The organism is Sorangium sp. So ce1014 (genome assembly GCF_051521505.1).
GTDB lineage: Bacteria > Myxococcota_A > Polyangia > Polyangiales > Polyangiaceae > Sorangium.
Genome location: NZ_CP150356.1, coordinates 3643443 through 3667222, shown reverse-complemented (window position 1 = coordinate 3667222; position 23780 = coordinate 3643443). Strand labels below are relative to the sequence as shown.

General features: G+C 70.9%; 17 protein-coding genes. 5 read left to right on the top strand and 12 right to left on the bottom strand.

Annotated elements, in window-relative coordinates; all coding sequences use genetic code 11:
- Positions 1–37: 37 nt before the first annotated feature.
- Together WME75_RS14025 and WME75_RS14020 are read right to left on the bottom strand one after the other, a co-directional pair.
- On the bottom strand, positions 38–1165 hold the full coding sequence (locus WME75_RS14025; protein ID WP_437490599.1) for an STAS domain-containing protein: 1128 nt from the start codon (positions 1163–1165) through the stop codon (positions 38–40).
- A 215-nt stretch (positions 1166–1380) separates the two neighbouring features.
- Positions 1381–2664 carry an expansin EXLX1 family cellulose-binding protein gene (locus tag WME75_RS14020; RefSeq protein ID WP_437490596.1) on the bottom strand — a complete coding sequence of 428 codons (1284 nt, stop codon included), beginning with the start codon at positions 2662–2664 and terminating at the stop codon, positions 1381–1383.
- A gap of 397 nt (positions 2665–3061) precedes the next feature.
- Between WME75_RS14020 and WME75_RS14015 the strand changes: the two genes are divergently transcribed.
- The 3 genes from WME75_RS14015 to WME75_RS14005 all read left to right on the top strand — a co-directional run bounded on the left by WME75_RS14015 (position 3062) and on the right by WME75_RS14005 (position 8554).
- Complete coding sequence (locus WME75_RS14015) at positions 3062–4564, top strand: 3' terminal RNA ribose 2'-O-methyltransferase Hen1 (protein WP_437490593.1); 1503 nt, start codon at positions 3062–3064, stop codon at positions 4562–4564.
- Positions 4561–7128, top strand: coding sequence for a polynucleotide kinase-phosphatase (locus WME75_RS14010; protein ID WP_437490591.1), 2568 nt, complete (start codon positions 4561–4563; stop codon positions 7126–7128). The genes WME75_RS14015 and WME75_RS14010 overlap by 4 nt, the downstream gene beginning before the upstream one ends.
- Positions 7129–7318: 190 nt before the next feature.
- A complete protein-coding gene (locus WME75_RS14005) occupies positions 7319–8554 on the top strand; it encodes a polysaccharide deacetylase family protein (RefSeq protein ID WP_437490588.1) in 1236 nt (411 codons plus the stop codon).
- A 233-nt stretch (positions 8555–8787) separates the two neighbouring features.
- On the opposite strand, the gene WME75_RS14000 is transcribed toward WME75_RS14005, so the two are convergent.
- The 8 genes from WME75_RS14000 to WME75_RS13965 form a co-directional block, all read right to left on the bottom strand.
- On the bottom strand, positions 8788–10626 hold the full coding sequence (locus WME75_RS14000; protein WP_437490585.1) for a cellulose binding domain-containing protein: 1839 nt from the start codon (positions 10624–10626) through the stop codon (positions 8788–8790).
- Positions 10627–10952: 326 nt separating this feature from the next.
- Entirely contained in the window at positions 10953–12338 is a 1386-nt protein-coding gene (locus WME75_RS13995) for an MFS transporter (RefSeq protein WP_437490582.1), read from the bottom strand.
- A 374-nt stretch (positions 12339–12712) separates the two neighbouring features.
- Positions 12713–15760 carry an ATP-binding protein gene (locus WME75_RS13990; RefSeq protein WP_437490579.1) on the bottom strand — a complete coding sequence of 1016 codons (3048 nt, stop codon included), beginning with the start codon at positions 15758–15760 and terminating at the stop codon, positions 12713–12715.
- Positions 15757–15984, bottom strand: coding sequence for a hypothetical protein (locus WME75_RS13985; protein ID WP_437490576.1), 228 nt, complete (start codon positions 15982–15984; stop codon positions 15757–15759). The genes WME75_RS13990 and WME75_RS13985 overlap by 4 nt, the downstream gene beginning before the upstream one ends.
- Positions 15985–16092: 108 nt before the next feature.
- Complete coding sequence (locus tag WME75_RS13980; RefSeq protein ID WP_437490573.1) at positions 16093–17055, bottom strand: macrolide 2'-phosphotransferase; 963 nt, start codon at positions 17053–17055, stop codon at positions 16093–16095.
- 547 nt (positions 17056–17602) lie between these two features.
- Positions 17603–18775, bottom strand: a complete 1173-nt coding sequence (locus WME75_RS13975) for an MbnH family di-heme enzyme (RefSeq protein WP_437490570.1) — start codon at positions 18773–18775, stop codon at positions 17603–17605.
- Positions 18772–19380: a hypothetical protein gene (locus WME75_RS13970; protein WP_437490567.1), complete on the bottom strand. Its 609-nt coding sequence runs from the start codon at positions 19378–19380 to the stop codon at positions 18772–18774. Before WME75_RS13970 ends, WME75_RS13975 begins: the two co-directional genes overlap by 4 nt.
- A 5-nt stretch (positions 19381–19385) precedes the next feature.
- Positions 19386–20282 carry an MbnP family copper-binding protein gene (locus WME75_RS13965; protein ID WP_437490564.1) on the bottom strand — a complete coding sequence of 299 codons (897 nt, stop codon included), beginning with the start codon at positions 20280–20282 and terminating at the stop codon, positions 19386–19388.
- Between the two features lie 558 nt (positions 20283–20840).
- On the opposite strand from WME75_RS13965, the gene WME75_RS13960 reads away from it, so the two are divergent.
- Together WME75_RS13960 and WME75_RS13955 are read left to right on the top strand one after the other, a co-directional pair.
- Entirely contained in the window at positions 20841–21266 is a 426-nt protein-coding gene (locus WME75_RS13960) for an SCO family protein (RefSeq protein WP_437490561.1), read from the top strand.
- Complete coding sequence (locus WME75_RS13955; RefSeq protein WP_437490559.1) at positions 21241–21381, top strand: copper-binding protein; 141 nt, start codon at positions 21241–21243, stop codon at positions 21379–21381. Before WME75_RS13960 ends, WME75_RS13955 begins: the two co-directional genes overlap by 26 nt.
- Before the next feature lie 225 nt (positions 21382–21606).
- On the opposite strand, the gene WME75_RS13950 is transcribed toward WME75_RS13955, so the two are convergent.
- Both WME75_RS13950 and meaB read right to left on the bottom strand, forming a co-directional pair.
- Positions 21607–22785 carry a DTW domain-containing protein gene (locus WME75_RS13950; protein WP_437490556.1) on the bottom strand — a complete coding sequence of 393 codons (1179 nt, stop codon included), beginning with the start codon at positions 22783–22785 and terminating at the stop codon, positions 21607–21609.
- Between the two features lie 2 nt (positions 22786–22787).
- A complete protein-coding gene (gene meaB / locus WME75_RS13945; RefSeq protein WP_437490554.1) occupies positions 22788–23780 on the bottom strand; it encodes a methylmalonyl Co-A mutase-associated GTPase MeaB in 993 nt (330 codons plus the stop codon).

The window sequence follows — 23780 nt, the reverse complement described above, 5'->3', positions numbered from 1 at the left end:
TTCTCGGTGCTCGCGACGCGGTTCCACCGCCCCCGGCTTACCTGCCTCCGCCCCCCCCGGCCGTCGCGCCGCCCAGCGACCGGATGCACATCCGCAGCCCCTCGCGGAGGTTCCGCTGCGTGGCGACGGCGGACATGTCGAGGCCGAGCGACGTGATCAGCGCCGCCACCGCGGGGCGCACGCCGGTGATGACCCCCTTCGCGCCGAGCAGCCCGACCGCGCGCACGATCCGGATCACATGGTCGGCGGTCGCCTCATCGATGCCGTCGACGCCGGTCATGTCGAGGATCGCATAGCGGGCGCCGGTCCGGACGATCGCGTCGAGCAGCTCCTCCGTGATCACCCCGGCCCTCACGCCGTCGAGCGTGCCGATCAAGGGGAGCGTCAGCACGCCGTCCCACACCTGGAGGATCGGGGTGGCGAGCGCGCGCAGCTCGTGCTGCTGCCGCTCGATCAACGACAGCTTCTCGCGGAGCTCCTGCTCGGTCTGCTGGAGCTCCTCGGCGATGCGGACCCGCTCCTCGACCTCGCGTTTCAGCTCGTGCAGCGCGATGGCCAGGTCCGCCTTCGTCGCCAGCTCCTCGTCGAGCAGGCGCTGCAGCCGCTCCTCCAGGGTGATCGTCGCGCAGCGCACCGTGAACTCGTCGTGGAGATCGCCCCGCGCGGCGAACGACGTTTGCTCGACCTCGCACTCCTGCCCGAACAGCCTGGTGCAGAATCCAGCGAGCTTGCCCGCCATCATGCTGCTCCCCCAGCAGACATCCAGCTCCTTCTGGTAGAGCGCCTCCCACCCGTTCACGACGCGAAAGCGCGCCTCCTTCCGCTCCCGGTCCACCGAGACCGCCTGCCACCGGCCCCAGCCCGCGGTGGCCGCGCCGATGCCAAGCGCCCTGAAGCCCTCCTCGAACGTCGGGTAGCCGGAGAGGAACGTCCAGTCGTCCTCGATGCTGCGCCGCCCCCCGCTCTCCACGGCGAGGTTGAAGCGCTCGGTCCCCGCCATCCGCTGGAAGCCGGACATCAGCCCGAGCACGCTGCTCGGCACGAACATGGACACCGACGGGACGCCGGCCCAGGTGCACTGGCCGTTGTCGACATCCCATTCGATCGGCATTCCCCCAACGTCGACGCGGATCTTCTCGCCCGAAAGCTGAGAGCTTGTGCTCATAAATCCTCCGAGTCCACGAGCTCGCGTGCCCGTCTGCCGCAGTCTACCGGCTCAGCACGCCACGCGTCGCCCTCGACGTGCACGCCACGACTGGCACCGATCCGGCCAAGACGGCAATCTGGGATTCGCGCAGGCGCGCACGTCCGTGACAGCCCCTCGGGGGTGGGGCCGGAGCAGCGGTGGCGAGGGCTCGAGTGGACCGGAGAGCGGCCGGCTCACTCGCACGTGGAGAACTGAGACGACGCGGTCTGCTCGGCCGTGCTGACCTGGACCGTGGTCTCGATCGTCTCGCCGAGGACGTCGGTCACGCGCACGCGCCACGGCCCCGGCGTCATGTTGCCGTTGCCGACACGCCAGTAGTTGTAGGACTGCCGCGTGGCCTCCCTCCACGTCCCGCCGAGCTGGACCTCGACCCGCTCGATCGGGTTGCGATGGCCCTGCACGCGGAACTCGTTCCACCAGCTGTTCTGCTCCTTGAGCGAGATGGAGAGGTTCCCCTCGACCGGGCACGCGACGTACTTCCAGGAGATCTTGCCCCTCGCCCCGCCGTTGCCGGTCCCGAGATAGCCCTCCTCGGTCGACCCGATCTGCTGAAAGGCCTCCTTGCTCAGATCGATGTGCCCGGCCGTGCACTTCGGGTTGCTGCCGATGGGACACTGATCGACGACCGTCGCCACGACCTTCCGCCCGTCGTCGCGGCTCACCTCCACGCACGCTCCGCACGCGGCCGCGGTGTCGTAGTCGGCCGTGTTCATGGCCGCGAAATACCGGCCTCCGCCGGTCGCCACGTGCGCAATCCTGTCCGGGCTGCGCCCGAGGACCGGGAAGCTGCAGTTCACCGCGCCCGAGCCCTGGCTGAGCGTGTACCACGTCGCCGATCCGTCGCCGTCCTCGTAGCTCGGGAGCGGGATCGAGCAGGTCCCGCCGCCGTCGGAGCTGCCGCCGGCCGAGCCGCCGGCGCCGCTCGTCGCGCCCCCACCGCTCCCCCCTGCCCCGCCCGCGCCCGAGCCGCCGGTCGTGGCCCCCGAGCCGGTCGTGGCCCCCGAGCCCGTCGTCTGACCCGAGCCGGTCGCGCCGGTCTGGGTCATGGACACCATCACCGGTTGGTAATCGCCCCCGGTCGCGTTCGCGCAGAACCCGAAGCTGGTCAAGCCTCCCACCGGGATCGGCGCGTTACCGGAAGACGGGGTCACCGTCAGGATCGAGCCGTTTCGGCTGGACTGGGCCCCCCACAGGCTGGACACGACGGACTGCTTGAGATCGATCACGACGGTCCACGACGTCACCGGCGTGATCCCCTCGTTCACGACGTTCACGTTCACGCAGTAGCCGCTGCCCCAGTCGGACGACCTCGTCAGCGCCGCGACCCCGAGCCCGTCGGTCGTCACCACGGCGCTGGTGAGGTCCCCCGCGACCTCCTCCTCGCCCGGCACCTCGGCGGTGCACGCGGCGGCGAAGAGGCCAAAGAAAGATAGCGCAACAGCAGATCGATAAGCCAAAGATCGCATCCTGTATCTCCACGTCATGGGCGCGCCGACAGAGCGCGACCGGCAGCACCTTCATGAATGCAAACTCATGAGCTCGCCATCGCTCGAACACACAGAAAAATCATTTTGACAGACAAGCACTCTGGAATGATCTCTTCAGACCGAAGAAAACGGCTGTTCCAGCGAACATTTCACCTCTGGCAAAAGCACCTGCACAGGCGCCGATCCCCCACATCGCGCCCCACGAGCGCCCACGTCACCACCGTCTCCCCCTCGAGCGCTCGACTTCAACCAACCCAGCTGGAGAGATCCTCTGTCTGCCGCGCCGGGCGCGGCGCACGCTGCGCGGCGAGCGCCGCGCGACCGCGATTGTCGCGAGTTGCCCCGCGCACGTAGACTGCGGCCCCCGATGCTCCTCACGCTCACCACCACGCACCGGCCGGCGACCGATCTCGGCTACCTCCTCGTCAAGAACCCGGCGCACACGCAGTCGTTCGCGCTCTCGTTCGGCAAGGCGCACGTGTTCTATCCGGAGGCGACCGAGGACCGGTGCACCGCGGCGCTCCTGCTCGACGTCGACCCCGTGGACCTCGTGCGCGGGCGCGGCGCGGGCGAGCCGGGCACGCTCGCGCAGTACGTCAACGACCGGCCCTATGTCGCCTCGTCGTTCCTCTCGGTGGCGATAGCGCAGGTCTTCGGCTCGGCGCTCGGCGGCAAGTGCCGCGACCGCCCGGAGCTCGCCGACGTGCCGCTCCCCCTCTCCGCCACCCTCTCGGCCCTGCCGTGCCGCGGCGGCGAGGCGCTGCTCCGGCGGCTCTTCGAGCCGCTCGGCTACGAGGTCGCGGCCGAGCGCCTCCCGCTCGACGAGACGTTCCCGGAGTGGGGCCAGAGCGCCTACCTGCGCGTCTCGCTCGCGAGGACGTGCCGGCTCCAGGAGCTGCTCGCGCACCTCTACGTGCTCGTGCCCGTGCTCGACGACAAGAAGCACTACTACGTGGGCGACGCCGAGGTCGACAACCTCCTCGCCAAGGGCGAGGGCTGGCTCGCGGAGCACCCCGAGCGCGAGGCGATCGCGCTCCGCTACCTCAAGCACAGCCGGCCGCTCTTCCGCGCGGCGCTCGCCCGGCTCGTGGCCGACGAGGCGGCGAGCCCCGAGGAGGCCGAGGACGAGAAGGCCGCGCCCGAGGACAGGGCCGAGGCGCGGATGAGCCTCGACGAGGAGCGGCGCGCGGCCGTCGTCGCGGCGCTCCGCCGGGCCGAGGCGAGGAGCGTGCTCGACCTCGGCTGCGGCGAGGGCAAGCTGCTGAAGCGCCTCGTCGACGAGCGCGTCTTCGAGCGCGTCGCCGGCGCCGACGTCTCGATGCGCAGCCTCGAGATCGCCAGGAACCGGCTCCGCCTCGACGACCTCCCCGACAAGCAGAAGCGGCGGATCCAGCTCTTCCAGGCGTCGGTCACGTACCGCGACGCGCGCTTCTCGGGCCACGACGCCGTGACCCTCGTCGAGGTCATCGAGCACGTGGACCTCTCGCGCCTCGACGCGCTCACCCGCGCCGTCTTCGAGCACGCTCGGCCGCGCGTCGTCGTCGTGACCACGCCGAACGCCGAGTACAACGTGCGGTTCGAGGGGCTGCCGCCCGGCGCGCTCCGCCACGGCGACCACCGCTTCGAGTGGACGCGCGCCGAGTTCCACGCCTTCTGCGCGGAGGTCGCGGCGGCGCACGGCTACGCCGTCGAGCACCTGCCCATCGGCCCGATGGATCCGTCGCTCGGCGCGCCGACGCAGATGGCGACCTTCACGCGCGCGGACGGCGAGGGCGGCGCGAACGGCGCGAACGGCGAGGGCGACGCCGGCGGCGCGGACGGTCAGGGCGACGCCGGCGCCGCCGCGCCGGCGGCGGAGGTGGCGTCGTGAGCGAGCCGAAGCCCCTCGTCGTCCCCTCGCTCTCGCTTGTCGTGCTCGTGGGCGCGTCCGGCTCCGGCAAGAGCACGTTCGCGAGGGCGCACTTCAAGCCGACCGAGATCCTCTCGTCCGACCACTACCGCGGCGTCGTGTCCGACGACGAGAACGATCAGGCCGCCAGCGCGGACGCGTTCGAGGTCCTGCGCTTCATCGCGGGCAAGCGGCTCGCGGCCGGGCGGCTCGCCGTCGTCGACGCGACAAACGTGCAGCCCGACGCGCGCAGGCCGCTCGTGGCGCTCGCGCGCGAGCACCACGTGCTGCCGGTCGCCATCGTGCTCGACCTGCCCGAGAAGCTCTGCCGCGCGCGCAACGCCGGCCGCCCGGACCGGCAGTTCGGCCCGCACGTGGTGCGGGGCCAGAGCCGCGATCTCCGCCGCTCGCTCCGGGATCTCCGGCGCGAGGGCTTCCGCTACGTGCACGTGCTCTCCTCGCCCGAGGAGGTCGCGGCGGCCACGATCGAGCGGCAACGCCTGTGGACCGATCGCCGCGACGATCACGGGCCGTTCGACATCATCGGCGACGTCCACGGCTGCTTCGACGAGCTCGTCGAGCTGCTCGAGGCGCTCGGCTACCGCCTGGAGGGGCTGCCGGACGCGCCGCGCGCGTCGCACCCCGAGGGCCGGCGCGCGCTCTTCCTCGGCGACCTCGTGGACCGCGGGCCGCGCTCGCCCGACGTGCTGCGCCTCGCGATGGGGATGGTCGAGGCGGGCGCGGCGATCTGCGTGCCCGGCAACCACGACGTGAAGCTGCTGAAGAAGCTGCGCGGCCGCGACGTGCGGGCGACCCACGGCCTCGAGCTGACGCTCGCGCAGCTCGAGGTGGAGACGGACGAGTTCAAGGCGAAGGCGGCGGACTTCATCGACGGGCTCGTCAGCCACTACGTGCTCGACGACGGCAACCTCGCGGTCGCGCACGCGGGGGTCAAGGAGGCGTTCCAGGGCCGCGGCTCGGGGGCGGTGCGCGAGTTCTGCCTGTACGGCGAGACCACGGGCGAGACCGACGAGTACGGCCTCCCGGTGCGGTACAACTGGGCCTCGGAGTACCGCGGCAAGGCGATGGTGGTCTACGGCCACACGCCAACGACCGTGGCCGAGTGGGAGAACCGCACGATCTGCATCGACACGGGGTGCGTGTTCGGCGGCGCGCTCACGGCGCTCCGCTACCCGGAGCGCGAGCTCGTCGAGGTCAAGGCGCGCCGCGTGTACTACGAGCCGCAGAAGCCGCTCGCGCCGCGCGGGGGCGACCCGAGGGCCGGATCGCGCGGGCAGGCCGGCGATGTGCTCGACATCGACGACGTGAGGGGCCGGCGCGCGATCCGGACGCGGGTGCACGGCATGGTGACGATCCGCGAGGAGAACGCCGCGGCGGCGCTCGAGGCGATGAGCCGCTTCGCCGTGGATCCGCGGTGGCTCATCTACCTGCCGCCGACCATGTCGCCGAGCGAGACCGCGAAGGACGGGGGCCTGCTCGAGCACCCGCGCGAGGCGTTCGCGTACTTCCGGCAGAACGGCGTGGGCCGCGTCATCTGCGAGGAGAAGCACATGGGGTCGCGCGCGGTGCTCGTCGTGTGCCGCGACGAGGCCGCGCGGCAGCGGCGGTTCCGCGTCGACGAGGGGCCGCTCGGCGTGTGCGTCACGCGCACGGGCAGGCCGTTCTTCCCGGACGAGGCGCGGAGCCGGGAGCTCATCGACCGGGTGCGCGCGGCGATGGATCGCGCGGATCTCTGGACCGAGCTCCGCACCGACTGGGTCTGCCTCGATGCGGAGCTCCTTCCCTGGTCCGCGAAGGCGCAGGACCTCTTGCGCGGGCAGTACGCCGCCGTGGGCGCGTCGGGCCGCGCGTCGCTCGGCGCCGCGGTCCGGGCGCTCTCGATGGCGGCCGCGCGCGACGAGAGCGCGCGGCCCTTGCTCGAGCGCCACGCGGCCCGGGAGGCGGCGATGGACGGGTACGTGGCGGCCTACCGGCGCTACTGCTGGCCGGTGCGGTCGCTGGCCGATCTCCGGCTCGCCCCGTTTCACCTGCTCGCGAGCGAGGGCGCGGTGCACGCCTCGCGGGATCACGGCTTCCACCTGCGGCAGCTCGGGCGGCTCTGCGAGGTCGATCCGGGGTTCTTCGTGCCGACCCCGCACCGCGTTGTCGACCTCTCGGACCCGGAGAGCGAGGCGCAGGGGGTGGCCTTCTGGACCGAGAGGGTCGAGCGCGGCGGCGAGGGGATGGTGGTCAAGTCGTGGGAGTGGGTGGTCCGCGGCCCGCGCGGGCTCGTCCAGCCGGCGATCAAGTGCCGTGGGCCGGAGTACCTGCGCATCATCTACGGCCCGGAGTACCTGATGCCGCCGCACCTCGCGCGGCTGCGGAGCCGCAGCGTCGCCGGCAAGCGCGCGCTCGCGCTCCGGGAGTACGCGCTCGGCCTGGAGGCGCTCCACCGCTTCGTGGAGGGCGAGCCGCTCTATCGCGTGCACGAGTGCGTGTTCGGCGTGCTCGCGCTGGAGAGCGAGCCCATCGATCCTCGGCTGTGATCGCCTCGGCTGTGATCGAGAGCGGGAGAGCGCTCGAGCGGTGCTCGCTCGGCCTCGCCGCGACAATGCATCGCGTCAATTCGCATGCATCTTGATCATCCGAGCGCTTTGCGGGAATCTTTGCGATCGAACTATGTTGAACCTATCGCGATTCCGCCACCTCAGAAATTTTACTGCATCATCGTCACCCGTGCTCGGTGCGATGCTGCTGTTAGGCGCGCTGCACTGCACCGGCTGCGGCGATGACGGTGGGGGTGGGGGTGACGGAGGCTCCGGCGGCAGCAGCAGCAGCGGCCAGCCGGCGACGAGCGGCAGCGGCAGCGGCACGACGGGAAGCGTCACAACCGGCGATCCGGGCGGCACGACCTCGGCGTCGACCGGAGGCACCGGCGGCGCGAGCACGAGCACCGGCACCGGCACCGACACCGGCACAAGCACAAGCACCGGTACCGGCGGCGACGACGCAACGGGTGGAGGAGGAGCGGGCGGTGGAACGCCGGTCGATTCCGGCCTTCCGACGCCCCCCGGCCCCGACAACGTGGCGAAGCCGTCCGGCGCGGTCGGCGGGTTCAAGGTCATCGATTGGGCCGGCTTCGCAGGCGCCGTATCGTACAGCTTCGACGACTCGAACTCGAGCCAGATCCAGAACTACGACGCGCTGAACGCGCTCGACGTGCCGTTCACCTTCTACCTCCAGACCGGCAAGAACGAATCGAACGATCCGGTGTGGAAAAAGGCGCTGATGGACGGGCACGAGCTCGGCAACCACACGCAGCGGCACCAGGACCAGGACAACGGCGGCGCCGATACGGACGCCGCGACGAAATTCATCAAGGACACGTTTGGCATCACGCCGTACACGATGGCGGCTCCGAACGGCTCGGCGGTGTACACGGGTATCGCCAAGACGCGCTTCCTCATCAACCGCGGCGTGTCCAACGCGCTGATCGCCCCGAACGACTCGACCGATCCGTTCACGCTTCCCAGCTACATTCCCCCGCAGAACGCCTCCGCGTCAACGATGGACCAGCAGGTCACGAGCGCGCGGTCGGAGAAGAAGTGGCGCACCTTCTGTATCCACGGCTTCAACGGCGGCAGCGACGGCGCCTATAACCCCATACCGCTCGCGGGCCTCATCGAGCACGTCCAGCACACAAAGGCTCATGGCGACGTGTGGATTGACAGCATTGTCAACGTCGGCGCCTACTGGCTCGGCCAGAAGGCGATCAAGCCCAACGCCGGCACTCAGTCCGGCGGCGACACGACCTGGACGTGGCAGTTGCCCGACCACTTCCCGCCGGGCAAGTACGTGCGCGTGACGGTCACCGGCGGCACGCTCAAGCAGAACGGCGCCGCGCTTCCCTGGAATCCGCACGGCTACTACGAGATGGCGCTCGACCCGAAGTCCGTCACGCTGTCGCCGTGACGCCGGCGTGGCGCTTCGCCCTCGACATCCTCGAATCGTCTTGATGTCCCTTTCCTGACGCGCGCTCGCTCGCGGGACGTTGTCCTGCCGCGGGCGCGCGCCGCGGCGCCGGTCTTCAGCGACGCGGCGCTCGCCTCGATGCCATCATTCGACGTCTGGCCGTCCGGGGTCAGACGTCTGACTGCCCGCGCTCGGCAGCGAAGATCTGGATGGATACGCCCTGCCGGCGCGCCTCAGGGCACCGACATCTCGAACGCCACCGCGTAGTTCGGCTGCGCGGTTCCCGTCATCGAGCCGACGAAAGGATCGGAGTCGCGCAGCTGGCCCGAGCGCCACGTCCGGCCCGAGAACGCCGTGCCGTCGCTGGTCATGGCGTAGCCGACCCAGAGGCCCGTCGAGGGGAGATCGCTGCCGGCCGTGATGCGCACCGTGTCGCCCGAGATCGCGACGGAGCTGATCGGGATCCGGGTGCCCGCCGTGCGGACCTCGAAGCCGCGCCCCTGCGCCCACTCGGTGAGCGAGCTCTGGTGCGGCGAAGGGAGCGAGCTGTCCCAGGCGAGCGGCGGCACCGGCACGTGGAAGTGCACAGTGATCACCCGACCGCTGCGCTCGACCCGGGTCGGCTGCAGCGGCTGCCAGTCCTCGCCCAGCACGACCTTCTCATGGTAGATCTGCCCGAGCTTCTCGCCGAGCCGCTCGTAGCCGATCGCCGTCATGTGGATGTTGTCGCTCGCGTACGGATACTGATACTTCGGCCCGGAGCAGAGGATGTCGCCCGGGCGGTCGAGCCCGACCTGCCACTGCGCGAGCGTGGCGGCCGACCGCTGGTTCGCGCCGGTCGGATAGGCGTGCTGCTGCGACACGAACATCGGGATCGACCGGGTCTGCCCGGTCAGCGGCCGGAGATCGGCGTTGTAGTCCGACCAGAGCTTGATGAGGTCGTTCCTGTAGCTCGAGCTGCCGGCGTCGGACTCGCCGTGGGTGATCACGATCGCGCCGATGCCGTACGTCTTGCCCGACGCGCCGGCGAGGCGGGCGATCGCGGCGGCCTCGAACAGCGACGCCGCGTACGCCCGACCCGTGGAGCCGGTGTCGCTGGCGCCCTTCCTGATGACCGACATGGCCTGTCCGCTCTCGCCGACGACCGTGTGCACGCTGACGTGATCGCCGCCCGTCGCCGACTTCACAAGCGACGAGATCTGGTCGCCCATGGCCGTGTGCGGCGTCTCGCCGTAGATGTTGCGCGGATACGCGCTCGGGTAGCCCGTGGCGAGCGGGCGAATGGGCTCGACGAGCGGCACCATCGAGAGCGCGCTGCTGCTCGGATTGAACGGAGGCACGCTCGCGCTGCCCAGCGAGAGCTTGAGGTTGTGGTGGCGCTGGGTGGTCGCCCTGGCCGGCCCCTGCGCTCCGACCGACAGGCTCTGACCCGTGCCGATGATCCCGGCCCAGTCCCAGCCAGGACCCACGGGGCCGCCCCCGCCAGAGCCGCCTCCGCCTCCCGCGCCGCCGGCACCTCCGGCACCGCCGGAGCCCCCGGCGCCGCCGGCACCAGCGCTTGCCGAAGCGCTGCTGCTGGCGCTGCTCGAAGCGCTGCTGCTGGAGCTGCTCGAAGCGCTGCTGCTGGAGCTCGCCGAAGTCGAGCCTCCGGTCCCGTTGCCGCTGACCGAGAGGAGCGAGGCCCTTCCGGTGCCGTTCGCGCAGAACCCCCAGGTCGTCGACCCTTGCGCTGCCAGCGAGCCGTTGTGGGACGCGTTTGTGACGCTCAGCTGCCCGCCCGACGGCGTGCCCGTCGCGTTCCAGCTGTTGGTCACCGTGGAGCCGTTGAGCCCGACCACCACGCCCCAGCCGGTGATCGCGCGACCGCCCACGTTCTTCACGGTCACGTCCGCGCAGTACCCCGTCTGCCACTGCGACTGGAACTTGAGCTCCGCCGACATCGTCGAGTCCGGGCTGAGCAGCTCGTTCTCCAGGGAGACAATCTCTTCGTCGTCGGAAGACATGCCGCCGCAGGCGACAAGGCAACAAGCGAGCGCGACCGAGCAGCGGCTCAGTAAGCTGGTAGAGCGCATGAATTTTCTCCTAAAGGCGGCCGAGAAGGCCGCAAGTCAAGTCAGCAAGAGGCTCACGCCAGTGTGCTGCGCGCGAAGCGCATGACACGGCGCGTTCAATCTGTATTCCCGGCCAGCGACTCTCGGATCGCGACACATGCTGAATCCGGATTCGCGAGCGCGCGTGGCGCGCGGATGGGCATCGAGCGCGCTGCGACGCGATGCCGCGGATCTCGGCAAGGGCATGGCGGTCCCGCGGGAGCGCGGTCCGCTTCGGTCAACTCGGGGCTAGGCGGGGGCGACGGCGCGCGGCGGCGCGCCGTCCGGCGAGGCGTCGCCTCGTGGCGTCAGGACTCGCGCGCGTTATCGAGCTCGTCCCAGATGCGGACGTCGCTCCGCTCCTTCAGGTAGATCCCACCGACGACCACCGTGATGAGCGCCACCGTGATCGGGTAGAGGAGGCCCGCGTAGATGTTGCCGGTCGCGACCGTCACCGAGGAGGCGATGAGCGGCAGCATCCCGCCGAACACGCCGTTGCCGATGTGGTACGGGATCGAGAGCGACGTGTAGCGCACCTTCGCGGGGAAGGCCTCGACGAGGTAGGCCGCGATCGGGCCGTAGACCATCGTGACGAAGATCACGAGCACGAACACGAGCGCGGTGAGGATGACCGGGCTGTCCGCGTTCTGCTTCATCGCCCAGAACACCGGGAAGAACCCGATCGCGCCGCACAGGTTGCCCGCGAGCATGATCTTCTTCCGGCCGATGCGGTCCGAGAGCGCGCCGAAGAACACGAAGAACGGCATGCCGAGGGCGAGCGCGGCGGCGATCACGACCGTGGCCGTGATGAACGGGACCTTCAGCGTGTTCTGCAGGAAGTAGAGCGCGTAGAACTGCCCCGTGTACCAGACCACGCCCTGGCCGGCCGTGGCGCCGAAGAGGGCAATCAGGATGACCTTCCAGTTGCGCTTGTTGCCGAGGCTGTCCTTGATGGGAGCGGACGACGTCTTCCCCTCCGCCTTGAGCTTGGCGAAGATCGGCGACTCCTTGAGGCGGACACGCACGTAGAAGGACACGCCGACGAGGAGGACCGACAGGAGGAACGGGACGCGCCAGCCCCATTCCTTGAAGTCCGCCTCGCCGAGGAGGAGGCGGGTCCCGAGGATCACCGCCAGCGAGACGAACAGGCCGAGGGTCGCCGTGATCTGGATGAACGAGGTGTAGAAGCCGCGCTTCGCGTCGGGCGCGTGCTCGGCGACGTACACCGCCGCGCCGCCGTACTCGCCGCCGAGCGCGAGGCCCTGCACGAGCCGGATCAGGACGAGCGCTATCGGAGCGAGCATCCCGATGCTGTCGTACGTCGGCAAGAAGCCGATGAGCGACGTCGCGCCGCCCATGAGCAGCAAGGTCACGAGGAATGCATACTTCCGGCCGACGATATCGCCGATGCGCCCGAACACGAGCGCGCCGAAGGGGCGGACCACGAAGCCGGTGGCGAACGTGCCCAGCGTCAGCAGGAAGCCCGCCGTCGGGTTGTCCTTCGGGAAAAAGTGCGTGGAGATGATCGCGGCGAGACTCCCGAAGATGTAGAAGTCGTACCACTCGATCATTGTGCCGCCGGCGGACGCGAAGATGACCTTCCAGAGCGTGCGGCTGTCGACGACCTCATGCGCGCCCTTGCTGGCGCTGCTCGTGGGGGTCACGGCGACGGTTGCGGGAGACGTCTGTGCCATGGGAGCGGTTCCTCGAAGGAGTTCCAGCGCTTGTCGGGAGGGCCGAAGTCGGGCCTAGAGCCGGCGTCGAGCCGTGGAGAGGGAGCCACTGTGTCGTTCATGGCCTCTCGTCCCCCGCGCGCGACGGCGTGACCGTCGCGCGCGGGGGACGAGAGGCCGGGCAGCGCACGGCAACGCGTGGTTCGATGCCATGTACCCCTGCTTTTCCGTCTCCTGATCTCCAGGATCCGAATATCACGCAAAGAGTCGAGAGAATACCCGTTCCGTCACCGGCCGATCACGTAGGCCGGCTCGTCCGGTGACGCTCCGTTACGATCGGTAACACCCAGCAGCGCTCCAGATGACCCTCTCGTCCTCGACGCGCAGGCTCGGGCTCATGGCGCCGCCTCGGGCCCGCGCCGCGCCCCGGTCGCGCCCGCGAGCGGGAGCCGCACGACGACCGTCGTCCCCTGCCCCACCGCGCTCCGCAGCGTCAGGGTGCCGCCGTGATCCTGGACGATCGAGCGCGAGAGCGGCAGGCCGAGGCCCGTGCCGCTCGGATCGCGCTTCGTCGTCACGAACGGCTCGAGCACCGCGGCGAGGAGCTCCTCGGGGATGCCGCTGCCGTGGTCCTCGACCTCGACGACGATCTCGCCGGCCTCGAGCCGCCCCCGGACGGCGATGGTCGCGCCGGCCCCGGAGGCGTCGCGGGCGTTCGCGAGCAGGTTGACGAAGACCTGCACGAGCTCGCGCCGATCCCCGATGACGACGAGCGACTCCGGGCAGGCCTGCTCCACGAGGACGTGCGGCGCGGCGCGGTCGAGCCGGAGCAGCCGCTCGGCCTCGGCGACCACCTGGGCGAGCGGCACGCGCCCGACCCGCGCGCGCGGGCTCTCGCCGGGCGACGACACGGCGCCGGTGCGGCTGTGCTCGAGCAGCGATCGCAGGATGGCCTCGATGCGCGCCGTCTCGCCGAGGATGAGGCCCGCCCGCGCGCGGATCTCGTCGCTGTCGGCCTCGGCCCGGAGGTTCTGCGCGAGGCAGGCGATGCCCGTGAGCGGGTTGCCGACCTCGTGGGCCACGCCCGCGGCGAGGCGGCCGATCTGGGCGAGGCGATCCCGGTGGGCGAGCTGCGCCTCGAGCGCGCGCTGCTCGGTGCGATCTTCGACGAGGAGGACCACGCCCCCCGAGGCGGCGCGCGCGTCGAGCGGGTCGAGCGCGGCGCGGTGCACGCGCAGCGAGCGCGCGCGCCCGGCCACGTGCGCCTCGATCTCCTCGGCGCCCGCGCCGGACTCGCCGGCGGACGCCGCGCGCGCGGCGCGGGCGAACAGCTCGGCGAACGGGGCCGGCAGCCGGTCGAGCGGCGCCCCGACGAGGTCGCGCTCCTCGACGCCGACGAGCGCCTCGAGGCGCCGGTTGACGAGGCTGATCGCGCCGTCGGAGCCCACGGCGCAGACCCCGAGCGGCAGCTGCGCGAGGACCGAGCGGAGCCACCGCCGCAGGAGGTCGAGCTCCCGCGCCGCGCCGACGAGCCGCGTCTCCCCGCGCGCGAGCCGGCGCTCGAGCCACCGGAGCTCCTCGGTGAGCGCGCCGCTCACGGTCCCACGCGGCGCCGCCGCGGGGGCGTGCGCCTCCTCCGCCTCCGCGGCCGTCCTCGCGAGCACCGGGCCGACCAGCGGGGACAGGTTGCGGTGCAGGCGCTCCTGCAGCGCGTGGAGCTCGGTGGGGCGCGTCTCGTCGCGCGGGATGTCGAGCTCGATCCGGGCGCGCGTGACCTCGATGCCCGCCGCCTCGCGGCCGAGCAGCCGGGCGAGCCGCTCCTCCAGCGCGGCGACGCTCGCGGCCACCGTCGCGCGCTCCACCGACGGGCCGATCTCGCGCCGCCTGCACAGGCGCGCCGCCTCGCGCTCCGCCTTGGCCGGCGGGCGCAGGAGCGAGACGAGCCCGAGCGTGGCGCCGTTGACGGCGAGCGACACGAACGTCGGCAGCGACCAGGTGTCCGGGGAGGTCGCGTGCGCCGCGCGCGCGGCGCGGCCTCCGTGGTCCGCGCCCTCGCGCAGGAGGTCGAGCCACGCCGGATCGAGCCCGGGCATGCCGGTCAGGAGCGGCGCGAGGCACATGGCCGTCCAGATGCCGATGCCGGCGAGGAGCCCGGCGATGAACCCCGCGCGCGTCGCGCGCTCCCAGAAGAGCACGGCGAAGAGCCCTGGCAGGAGCTGCGCGAAGGCGATGAACGACACGATGCCGCTCTCGACGAGCAGCCCGCGGCTCGGCTGCGCGCGGTGAAAGAGCCACCCGGCGACGAGGATGGCGGTCAGGAGCCCGCGGCGCATCCACAGGACGCGCGCGTAGACGTTGCGGCGCAGCGTCCTGCGGGCGAGCGGCAGGAGCAGGTGCGTCGCGCTGTCGTTCGCGAGGGCGACGGCGGTGACCATGACCATGGCGCTCGCCGCGGAGATGCCGCCGATGAAGGCGGCGAGCGCGAGCCAGGGCAGGTCGAGCAGCTGGGGCACGAGCAGCACGTAGCTGTCGGCGGGCCCGGTCGGGGCGATGCGGGTCCCCGCCCAGAGGATGGGCAGCACGGGCAGGTTGAGCGCGAGCAGGAACAGCGGGAAGGCCCAGGCCGCCTTCGCGAGCGCCCGGCCCCCGGCGACGCCGGCGAAGGCGAGGTGCCATTGGCGCGGCAGGAGGAAGGCCGCGGCGAAGCTGATGACGAGCATCGAGGTCCAGCCGCTGTCCTCGCGCACGGGGCGGCCGAGCGCCTCGACCTCGGCGGCGTGATCGCCGAGCCAGTCCGCGAGGCCGCCCAGCCCGCCGAACGCCCCGAGCACGGCGAGGAGGCCCACGGCCGCGAGCACGGCGAGCTTCGCCGCCGACTCGAAGGCGACCGCCGCCGCGAGGCCGTCCTCGCGCCCCTGCTCGGCGGACGGGCGGGCGCCGAAGAACGCCGTGAAGAGGGCGAGCAGGACGCAGAAGACGGCGCCCACGGCCTCCTCGTGCCCCGGCCCGGACAGCACGCGGACCGACTGCTCGGTCGCGCGGAACTGCTGCGCGACGTAGGGGAGGCTGGCGACGAGGGAGAACGCGGCGACGAGCGCCCCGGCGGCGGGGCTCTGGAAGCGGAACGCGAGCAGGTCGGCGAGCGAGGAGAGGCGCTGCTCGCGCGTGATGTGCAGGACGCGCGACCAGAGGAGCGGCGTGGCCACGCACGCGAGCGTCGGGCCCAGGTAGACGGCGAGGAAGACGAGCCCGTGGCGCTGCGCGAAGCCGACGCCGCCGTAGTAGGTCCACGACGAGGCGTAGACGCCGAGCGAGAGGGCGAGGACGAGCGGGTGCCGCGCGAGCGCGCGGGGGATGCGCTCGCGCTGCGCGGCGAGCGCGATGGCGGCGAGCACGGCGAGCCAGGCCACCGTGGCGAACAGGAGGACGCCGACGTCGATCACGGCGGCGGCTCCCGCTCGCCGCGGCCGGCGTCGCCGCGGTCGGCGCGCGTCGCGAGCCAGGCGAGCGCGATCAGCGCGACCCACACCGCGAAGACGGCCGCCACCGCGAGCGGGCCGCGCGCCCAGAGCAGGCGCGCCGGCGACACGAGGAGGACCGCGCCCAGCAGCACGAGCGCGAGCGCGCGATCCGCAGCGCCGGCCTCCGCGTCGTGTCCTCCGCGCATGGGGAAGAGGCTACCCAGGGCCGGGTCGCGCTGTCATGCGAACTTGGAGGCGGAGAGATAAGAGGAAAATTTGAATGATTTTCGTTGTTTACAGCTCACATGGGCCGCTCACCCGCTCTCGGACGCGAGCTGGCCGAGCATCGAGCGCGCGTGCGCGATCACCCCCTCGTTGCCCGACTCGACCCCCCACTTCGCCGCGAGCGCGGGGAACGCCGCCCAGCGCTCGAGGGCGTGGACCGCGAGGCCGGGCCAGGTCGCGCCGCCGGCCGCCTCGAAGCGCGCGATGCATTCGTCGAGCGCCGCCTTGCCGAAGGCGCCGACGAAGAGCGCGAAGTCGATCGAGGGATCGCCGAGGTGGGCCTCGGTCCAGTCGAGGATCCCGGTGAGCCGGCCGCCCTCGTCGAGGAGCATGTGCCCGGGGTGGAGGTCGCCGTGCACGAGGGCGAGGTGGCGCGGCCACACCGCGTCGTTCGCGAGCCAGCGCTGCCACCGCGCCCACAGGACGTCCGGCGGCGCCAGCGCGGCGCGCGTCTCGTCCATGGCCAGGGCGTGGAGCTGGCGCGCGTCATCGATGGACTTCATGGGGACGCCCGCCGCCTCGATCGCCGCGGCGCCGACGCGCTGCAGCGCCGCCAGGGCCTCTGCCATCGACGCGATGAACGCCGCCGAGGGCGCCGCCGGATCGACGCGGTTCCAGCGCACGCCGGCCTCGGGATCGACGGACACGGCGGGAACGTCGCCGAGCCGCGGATAGGCGATCACCTGGTCGGTGTGCACGCGCCAGTCGGGCACGGCCACCGGCAGGTGCTCGCGCACCAGGGCCAAGACGCGCGCTTCGACGCGGGCCGACTCGACGACCGCGCGCCGGCGCGGCGTGCGCACGACCCACGGCACGCCCTCCTCGTCGTGGGCGTGCACGACGAGGAAATCGAGCCCGGTCTGGTCGAATTCGGCGTGCGACGTGACGAGCCGGAGCCCCTCGCGGCGCGCCGCGTCGAGGAGCGCGTCGACGGAGTCGATCGGCGCGAAGGAAGAAGAAGCCGGAGACGGGGTCTTGGTACGTTCGGTCATGATCGCGAGCCTCTTCGCGCGCCGTTGAACCAGGCGACGGCGCGCGTACATGGGGAAGACTCGCGGCGCGAGCTCACGACCGATCAGGCGTGCGTGGCGTATTCCTTCCAGGCTGCCGGGCGTGAGGCTCCGCGCCCCGGTCTTCCACGTTGCGGGAGGAAGACAGGGCACGGACAGGCACCCGCGCGCTCGCCACGTGACCCCGGCCGCGCCGGGACACCAGGGAGGACGAGGATGCCGAGCTCAGCGCAGCCGGGAGAATGCCACGGCCGGAGCATCTCATGCGGCGCCCCGCGCCGCAACGACGTTCGGGGCGCTTGGCAAGTCCGCGAGCGACAGCCCGCTAGCCGCGCTGGGCTGCGCCGGACCGCCCGCGAGCCGGATATCGACGACGAGCTCCGCACACGAGGCGGCATCGTCCTCCGCCCGTGGACGGCCGCTCGCATGCCGCGGCGCTCCTGTCAGAGGATCGCTACGAGCTCGCGGCCAACCCCGCGGCACTCTCCGAGCGCCGCCGCCGCGCTCTTGTCGATGAGCTCAGGTCGATTCATCTCCCGTCCCCGGACCGGCGCGCATCGGTGCCTCGCCCGAAAGGCGAAGCGAACCGCGGATCGTGCAAGAACGTCGTGTCCGTCAGGCTCTTCAGGAACGCGATCAGATCCGCCTTCTCCTCGGCGGTGATATCGAATCCGCGAACGAGGGCGTCCTTGTAAGGATTGCTCGAACCCTCGCCGGCACGCTCGCCCTCGATGGTTCGCCCCCCCGCCGCGTAATGATCGATGACGTCCTCGAGGGTGGTGATGCTCCCGTCATGCATGTAGGGCGCTGTCACTTCGACGTTACGGAGCGTCGGCACACGGAACTTGCCCATATCGGTCGGCTCGTCGGTCAGGTCGAACAACCCGGTGTTCGGGTCGGGGTATGCCCCGTCACCGTCGATGTTGTAGAGACCGGTGTTCACGAAGCTGGTTCGAGACGACTCGCCGTTCGCTGTGCGCACGGCGGTCGTGAAGTTGAAGCCTTCGTGGCAGTGGTAGCACTCACAACGCTCGCTATTGAACAACTCCACCCCACGCTTGGCGGAGGGAGAGAGCGCGTCGTCGTCGAGCCCCTGGACGTACCGATCGAACGGTGAATCGCCAGAGACGAGCATACGCTCGAAACTCGCGAGCGCCTCGACGATGCGTAGAAAGGTGATCGGGTCGTCGTCCTCGGGGTATGCCTCGCGAAACAGCCCCTGGTAGCGCAGATCGCCTCGGAAGCGGGCGAGGATCACCTCCTCGTTGCCGGTCGCACCGAGCTCGATTGGAAAGTCGCCGAAGATCGGCACACGCGCCTGTTCTTCCAGGGATCGGAGGATCGGGTTCGCCCACGTAAAGACTGGCAGGTAGCCGACGTTCGCGAGGGGTTGCGCGTTGCGCGGCAGCTCTTCACCGGTCGACCCCACCGGCCTTGCCTCTCCGTCCGTGAACGCGAGCTCCTGCTTGTGGCACGACGCACACGACTGCGACTCGTTGGCCGAGAGTCGCTCGTCGTAGAATATGTGCCTCCCCAGCTCGAATCGCGCCTCTGTGAGAAGGTTCTCTTCCGGGATAGCCATCTCGGGGAAGCCCGCCGGACGCGCCGGATCTAGGCGCTCCTCCCGTGGCGTCTCGCTGCCAGCGCATGCGGCGGCAGCGAGACTGACGCCGACCGCGACGAGGCGGAGGGGTGTGGTCACATCGGCTCCACGGCGCGGATGCGAAGCGCTTCTCCGTGGCAGTAATTGCAGCCGCCGGTGGTGACGCCGCCACCCATCTGCGCGGGTCGTCCATCGGGGGCCAGCAGCTCCTCTCCCTCCGGCCCGAAGAACCGAGGATACAGAGGGGCCTCGGGCCAGCCAGGAAGCGGTTCGGTGGTGAAGAAATTGCCGTATCCGTCGACCTCCAGCGTCGCCACCTCGTCCGACAGAACCGGCGGTGCCCCTTCCATCGTCTCGGCCGTCGCGTACAACCTCAACGTCGCGTTCGGCAGCGGGGAGCCGTCGGGATGAAATAGCGTCCCTGCGAGCACGAACCTCCCGAGCCCGGGGCCCTTCTCCTGATGACAGCGGAGGCAGTTCTTCCCGGCGTTGTGGCTGCGCTGACCTCCGCGCGCACTGACATTGCTCACATCGAGCGCCGGGTCACGCACGAAGTTGGGGTCGCCCGGGATGAAGTCGCGCGACAGATCGACCGCAGGCGCCTCCGGCTCCTGGTCGGAGCCGGGGTCCGCTTCTCCTCCACAGGCGACGACGACCACGCTGCAAAGCGCCGCCACGCACGTGGCGCTGAAGAACGAATGCATCTCGATCACCTGACTCCGAAGAACGTCTGGCCTGACGCCCTTTGGGCTTCGCCATACGAGAGCCCAAACGCCTCGAACATCGCGGGGCACAGCGGGTTCGTCGTGCCACCGCTCATACAAGCAATCGTCGTCTCGTCGGGCGCGTCCACAGCGAGATTTTCGTAAACCTTGCCGATGTCAGCGACGACGACCGAGCTGCGCGGATCGAAGTCGTCCAGCGAGATCGGAGCCGTGTTCTCCACCGCGCACGAGATGCTCCCCGGCTCGGCTGGATTGCCGTCGCACCCCGTGCTACCCAGGTGAAAGTAGTATTTTTCGTGCGTTCGGGTCGCTACATCGAGCCGCACGAAGCGGTAGCCCGACTTCCATTGCCACGCCATGCCCGGCGCGCCCATCGGGTAGTCCGCGGCCGGCGCGTTGATGTGGTTCAGCGCTTTCGGGACGCCGACGATGAAACGAAGCGAGGTGTAATCGTCGTGCTCCGGCGCGTACCCGCTCACGACCTCGCGGGTCTCTTCTGTTCCTTCACAGGTCCCCGTCGCGTCTTCAAAATCCAAGAGGGCCACGTTGTCCTCTTGCCAGTAGCCGTCGTCCTTGAGCGTGTTCGTGGCAAAGTCCTGCTTCAGTCGGAGCGGGATCTCCTCACCGTCCGCACGGACGAGCGTGACGTCGTGCACCCAGAAGCGAAAATCGATAGGATTGATCGACGTCTTCATGGTCCCGATCTCGCCGAACTCAGTACCGCAAGAAAACGATTGACCGTTAACTGTGGCATCGAACTGGATCGTGAACAGCGTTTCGCTCACCTCCTCGATCGCGGGGTCGTCCTCGCCGCCGCCGCAGCCTGAAAGCACCGCACCAAACAATAAAACGACCATGCAACGTCGCTCGAAGCTCGCCATACTGGATCCTTTGAATGGGTGAAGTCCTGGGACCCTATCAGATTCTCGTTGCCGACGATTGCGACAGGTTGTCGCAGCGCTGGGAGGTGACGGTCCGAGCGGTCAAAGCCGTCGCCGGGCCACCATCAACGCAGCTTGAGCAGCCACGACAGCCCGAGCTGGACCTCGGTGTCTGGCTTGGTGTCCCGAGTGCTTCCAGACCCAGGAGGCCGACGGTGCTCTCGCTGGCTCATTGCGAAACAGGCTAGCGCCACCGTCCGCCAAGGCCCTGCGACACGATGTCGCGCTAGTCGCCGCGCGGCCACGTGCGCGCCGAAGGCCGGAATACGGCTGCATCGTTCGAAGCGATGCGACACCGTGACGCATTGCCCGACCTACTCGGCTCCGCGTAATGTCGCGCGCATGCCGCACGAGGTTCTCTCCTCCTCCACGTCTCCGGCGTCATCGCTGGCAGGCGCCGGAGCGCCGGTCCGCCGGCGCTGGCGCCTCCGGCCGGCGCAGCTCTGGCTCTCTGTCTCTGCGCTCGCGGGGCTCGCCCTCTTCGGTGCGCTGTCGAGCGTGCGCGAGGCGCCCGCCTCGCCGCCCGTGCTCGGTGAGATGCCGGCGTTCTCGATGACGGATCAGGACGGTCGCCCCGTCACGCGGGAGTCGCTGCGCGGGCAGACGCTGATCGTCGACTTCTTCTATGCGAGCTGTCCCGTGTCGTGCCCGAGACTCTCGGCGCAGATGGCGGCGTTCCAGGAGAGACTCGCCAAGCGCAGCGAGGCGCGCCGACAGGCGCTCCCCATCCACTTGATCTCGATCACGCTGGACCCGGAGAACGATACACCCGAAGTGCTACGCTCGTATGCGGAGCGCTACAGCAACGGCCGTGGAGCCTGGTCATTCCTCTCCGGTCGGAGCGAAGAGCTGAATCGCGTGGTGGTGAAGGGTTTCAAGGTGCGCTTCGAGCGAGCCGATGAGCGCGATGACAATGTCGTTTGAGCCCCAGAGCCCGTCGCAGCTAGACGGCATCGAGGTCGGCGATCGTATCGCCTTCGACTTTCTCGAAACGGAGGACGCGCGCCGTGTCCTTACGCGTGTAGAGAAGCGTAGGTAAGCCGGCTGTGAGGCGGGGCGCGTAGAGGGCCTCAGCCTCTACGATAGGGTACCACTTCTGTTCAGTATGCCGTAGCTGTTCGTCAACCACTTGGCCGGCGAACAGCCTCCGCTTGACCATGGCGGCGGTACCGTGCTTGCGCGGTGTGCGCTTCGACCTCTGCGACCGCCGCGGCGGAGAGGCGCCGCGCTTGCGCCCGCGCTCCTCGTCTGGCCACGGATACCGTCAGTCGCTTCCGGCAAGGCCCTCCTGCCTGCCCGAAGCCGCGTCCTCCCCCGCGAGCTCGAGGAGCCGCGCGAGGACGACCTCGAGCCACCCCACCGTGCGCCCGCACCGCCCGCTGCCCCGCGGGGCCGGCTCCCCGGCCTGGAGCGCCCGCGCCCCGTTGGCGATGCCGCCGGTCCGCCGTCGCAGGTGCCGCGCGCAGAGGTCGCGCAGGTCGAGGAAGGGCGCGCGCCCGAGGCCCTCCTGCGCGAGCAGGTCCACCGTGAAGGCGCCCCAGGTGGCCAGCACGCCGCCGTGGCCGACGAAGGCGCGGAGCCGCGCCACGGCCGCGCCCGCGTCCTCGCCGTCGCGCAGGCGGGCCTCGGGCACCTCGAGCTGGTGCGCGACGCTCTCGCCCAGCGGGCGACGCGGGCGGAGGAACGCCTCGAAGCGCTCGCCCGAAGCGCGGCAGGCCACGACGTGCACGAGCTCGGTCCTGGGCTCGGCCGCGCCGGCGGCTGCCGGCCACCCGGCGTTGGCGCCGCCGTCGACGAGCACGACCTTCGCCGGATCGGCGAGGTAGGGGCGCAGCGGCGAGAGCGGCGGGGCCGCCTGCGCGCGCCGCCGCCGCCGCGGGCCGTCGCTCGTCGCCTGGTGCTCGATCTGCCGGTCGACCATGAACTCGAAGGCCCGCAGCATCGCGTCGAAGCGCGCGGGCTCGCCCTCGAGCGCGCCGAGCGCGCTGGCCACCGCCTCGACCGTGGCGAGGCACTCGGGCCGCGGCTCCTTGCGAATGCGGTAGTTGCCCGGGGCCCGGGGCGTCACGCCGATGCGGCGCACCGCGGCCAGGCGGGGGTTCAGCGCGAGCATCTTCTTCGCCTGCCACCACGTGCCGTCGACCACGATGAGCGAACGCACCGGCGCCCCGTCCGCCGGATGCGCGTCGCCCCCGGGATAGAGCACGGCCGTCGTCGGATCGGCGGCGAGGGCGGCGATCCGGGGGTCGTCCTCGAAGACCACCCCTTCGTGCAGCTCGGAGTTGGGCAGCGACAGGTGCGTCATGCGCGCCGTGCCGATGCCCACCCGCCGCTCGCGCGGGTGCTGGAGGAGCACGACCCGCGTCCTCGTCGACAAGGAGGGCAGGAGCGCGCAGTAACAGACTGAACGGGGGCGCCGGCAGCGCCAGCAGACGTCGCGCATCGTCAGTCCTCTCCGGCCGGCTCCCAGGCCTCCAGCAGCTGTCGCGCGGCGCGCAGCGGGCTGAGCGCGCCGGCCTCGACGAGGCCCTCCAGCCCGGGCAGCCGCGCGCGCACGGCGGCGCTGCGCAGGAACGTCTCGCGCAGGTGCCCCTCGATGAGCTCGACGAGCCAGCGGCGCGCCTGCGCGGCCCGGCGGCGCGAGAGCCAGCCGCTCGCCTGCATGTGCGCGCGGTGGCGCAGCACGAGCTCCCACGCCTCGCGGACGCCGCGGTTCTCCTGGGCCGAGCAGACGGAGACCACGGGCGGGAAGCCGTGGGGCGGCGGCGGGAACAGGTGCAGCGCGCCCTCGTACTCGCTCCGGGCTCGCGCGGCCCGGCCTTCGTTCCCGCCGTCGGCCTTGTTGATGATCACGAGGTCGACGAGCTCCATGATGCCCCGCTTCATGCCTTGCAGCTCGTCGCCGGCCCCGGGGAGCAGGAGGAGCAGAAAACAATCCGTCATGTCGGCGACGGCGACCTCGGACTGACCCACACCGACGGTCTCGACAAGGATGTTGCGGTAGCCGGCCGCCTCGCAGAGCAGGATGGCCTGGCGCGTGGCCCGCGCCACGCCGCCGAGCGAGCCGCCCGACGGCGACGGGCGGATGAAGGCCCGCGGATCGCTGGCCAGGCGCGGCATCCGGGTCTTGTCGCCGAGGATGCTCCCGCCGTGAACAGGGCTCGTGGGGTCGACCGCGAGCACGGCGACCGTCTCCGCCCGCTCGCGCACGAGGTGCACGCCGAGGGCGTCGACGAACGTGCTCTTGCCGGCGCCGGGCACGCCGCTGATGCCGAGGCGCACGGCGCCGCCGCTGTGCGGCAAGCAGAGCTCCAGGACCTCCTCGGCGAGCTCCTGGTGGCGGGGGAGCGCGCTCTCGGCCAGCGTGATGGCGCGCGCGAGCGCCGCGCGGTCGCCCGCGAGGAGGCCGTCGGCGAGCTGTCTCGGCGCCGGCTTCAA

Bases quoted from the DNA above. Each gene is read 5' to 3' on its own strand.
- WME75_RS14025 (WP_437490599.1), bottom strand. From the start codon at position 1,165: ATGAGCACAAGCTCTCAGCTTTCGGGCGAGAAGATCCGCGTCGACGTT.
- WME75_RS14015 (WP_437490593.1), top strand. From the start codon at position 3,062: ATGCTCCTCACGCTCACCACCACGCACCGGCCGGCGACCGATCTCGGC.
- WME75_RS14000 (WP_437490585.1), bottom strand. From the start codon at position 10,626: ATGCGCTCTACCAGCTTACTGAGCCGCTGCTCGGTCGCGCTCGCTTGT.
- WME75_RS13995 (WP_437490582.1), bottom strand. From the start codon at position 12,338: ATGGCACAGACGTCTCCCGCAACCGTCGCCGTGACCCCCACGAGCAGC.
- WME75_RS13985 (WP_437490576.1), bottom strand. From the start codon at position 15,984: ATGCGCGGAGGACACGACGCGGAGGCCGGCGCTGCGGATCGCGCGCTC.
- WME75_RS13980 (WP_437490573.1), bottom strand. From the start codon at position 17,055: ATGACCGAACGTACCAAGACCCCGTCTCCGGCTTCTTCTTCCTTCGCG.
- WME75_RS13970 (WP_437490567.1), bottom strand. From the start codon at position 19,380: ATGCATTCGTTCTTCAGCGCCACGTGCGTGGCGGCGCTTTGCAGCGTG.
- WME75_RS13965 (WP_437490564.1), bottom strand. From the start codon at position 20,282: ATGGCGAGCTTCGAGCGACGTTGCATGGTCGTTTTATTGTTTGGTGCG.
- WME75_RS13955 (WP_437490559.1), top strand. From the start codon at position 21,241: ATGAGCGCGATGACAATGTCGTTTGAGCCCCAGAGCCCGTCGCAGCTA.
- WME75_RS13950 (WP_437490556.1), bottom strand. From the start codon at position 22,785: ATGCGCGACGTCTGCTGGCGCTGCCGGCGCCCCCGTTCAGTCTGTTAC.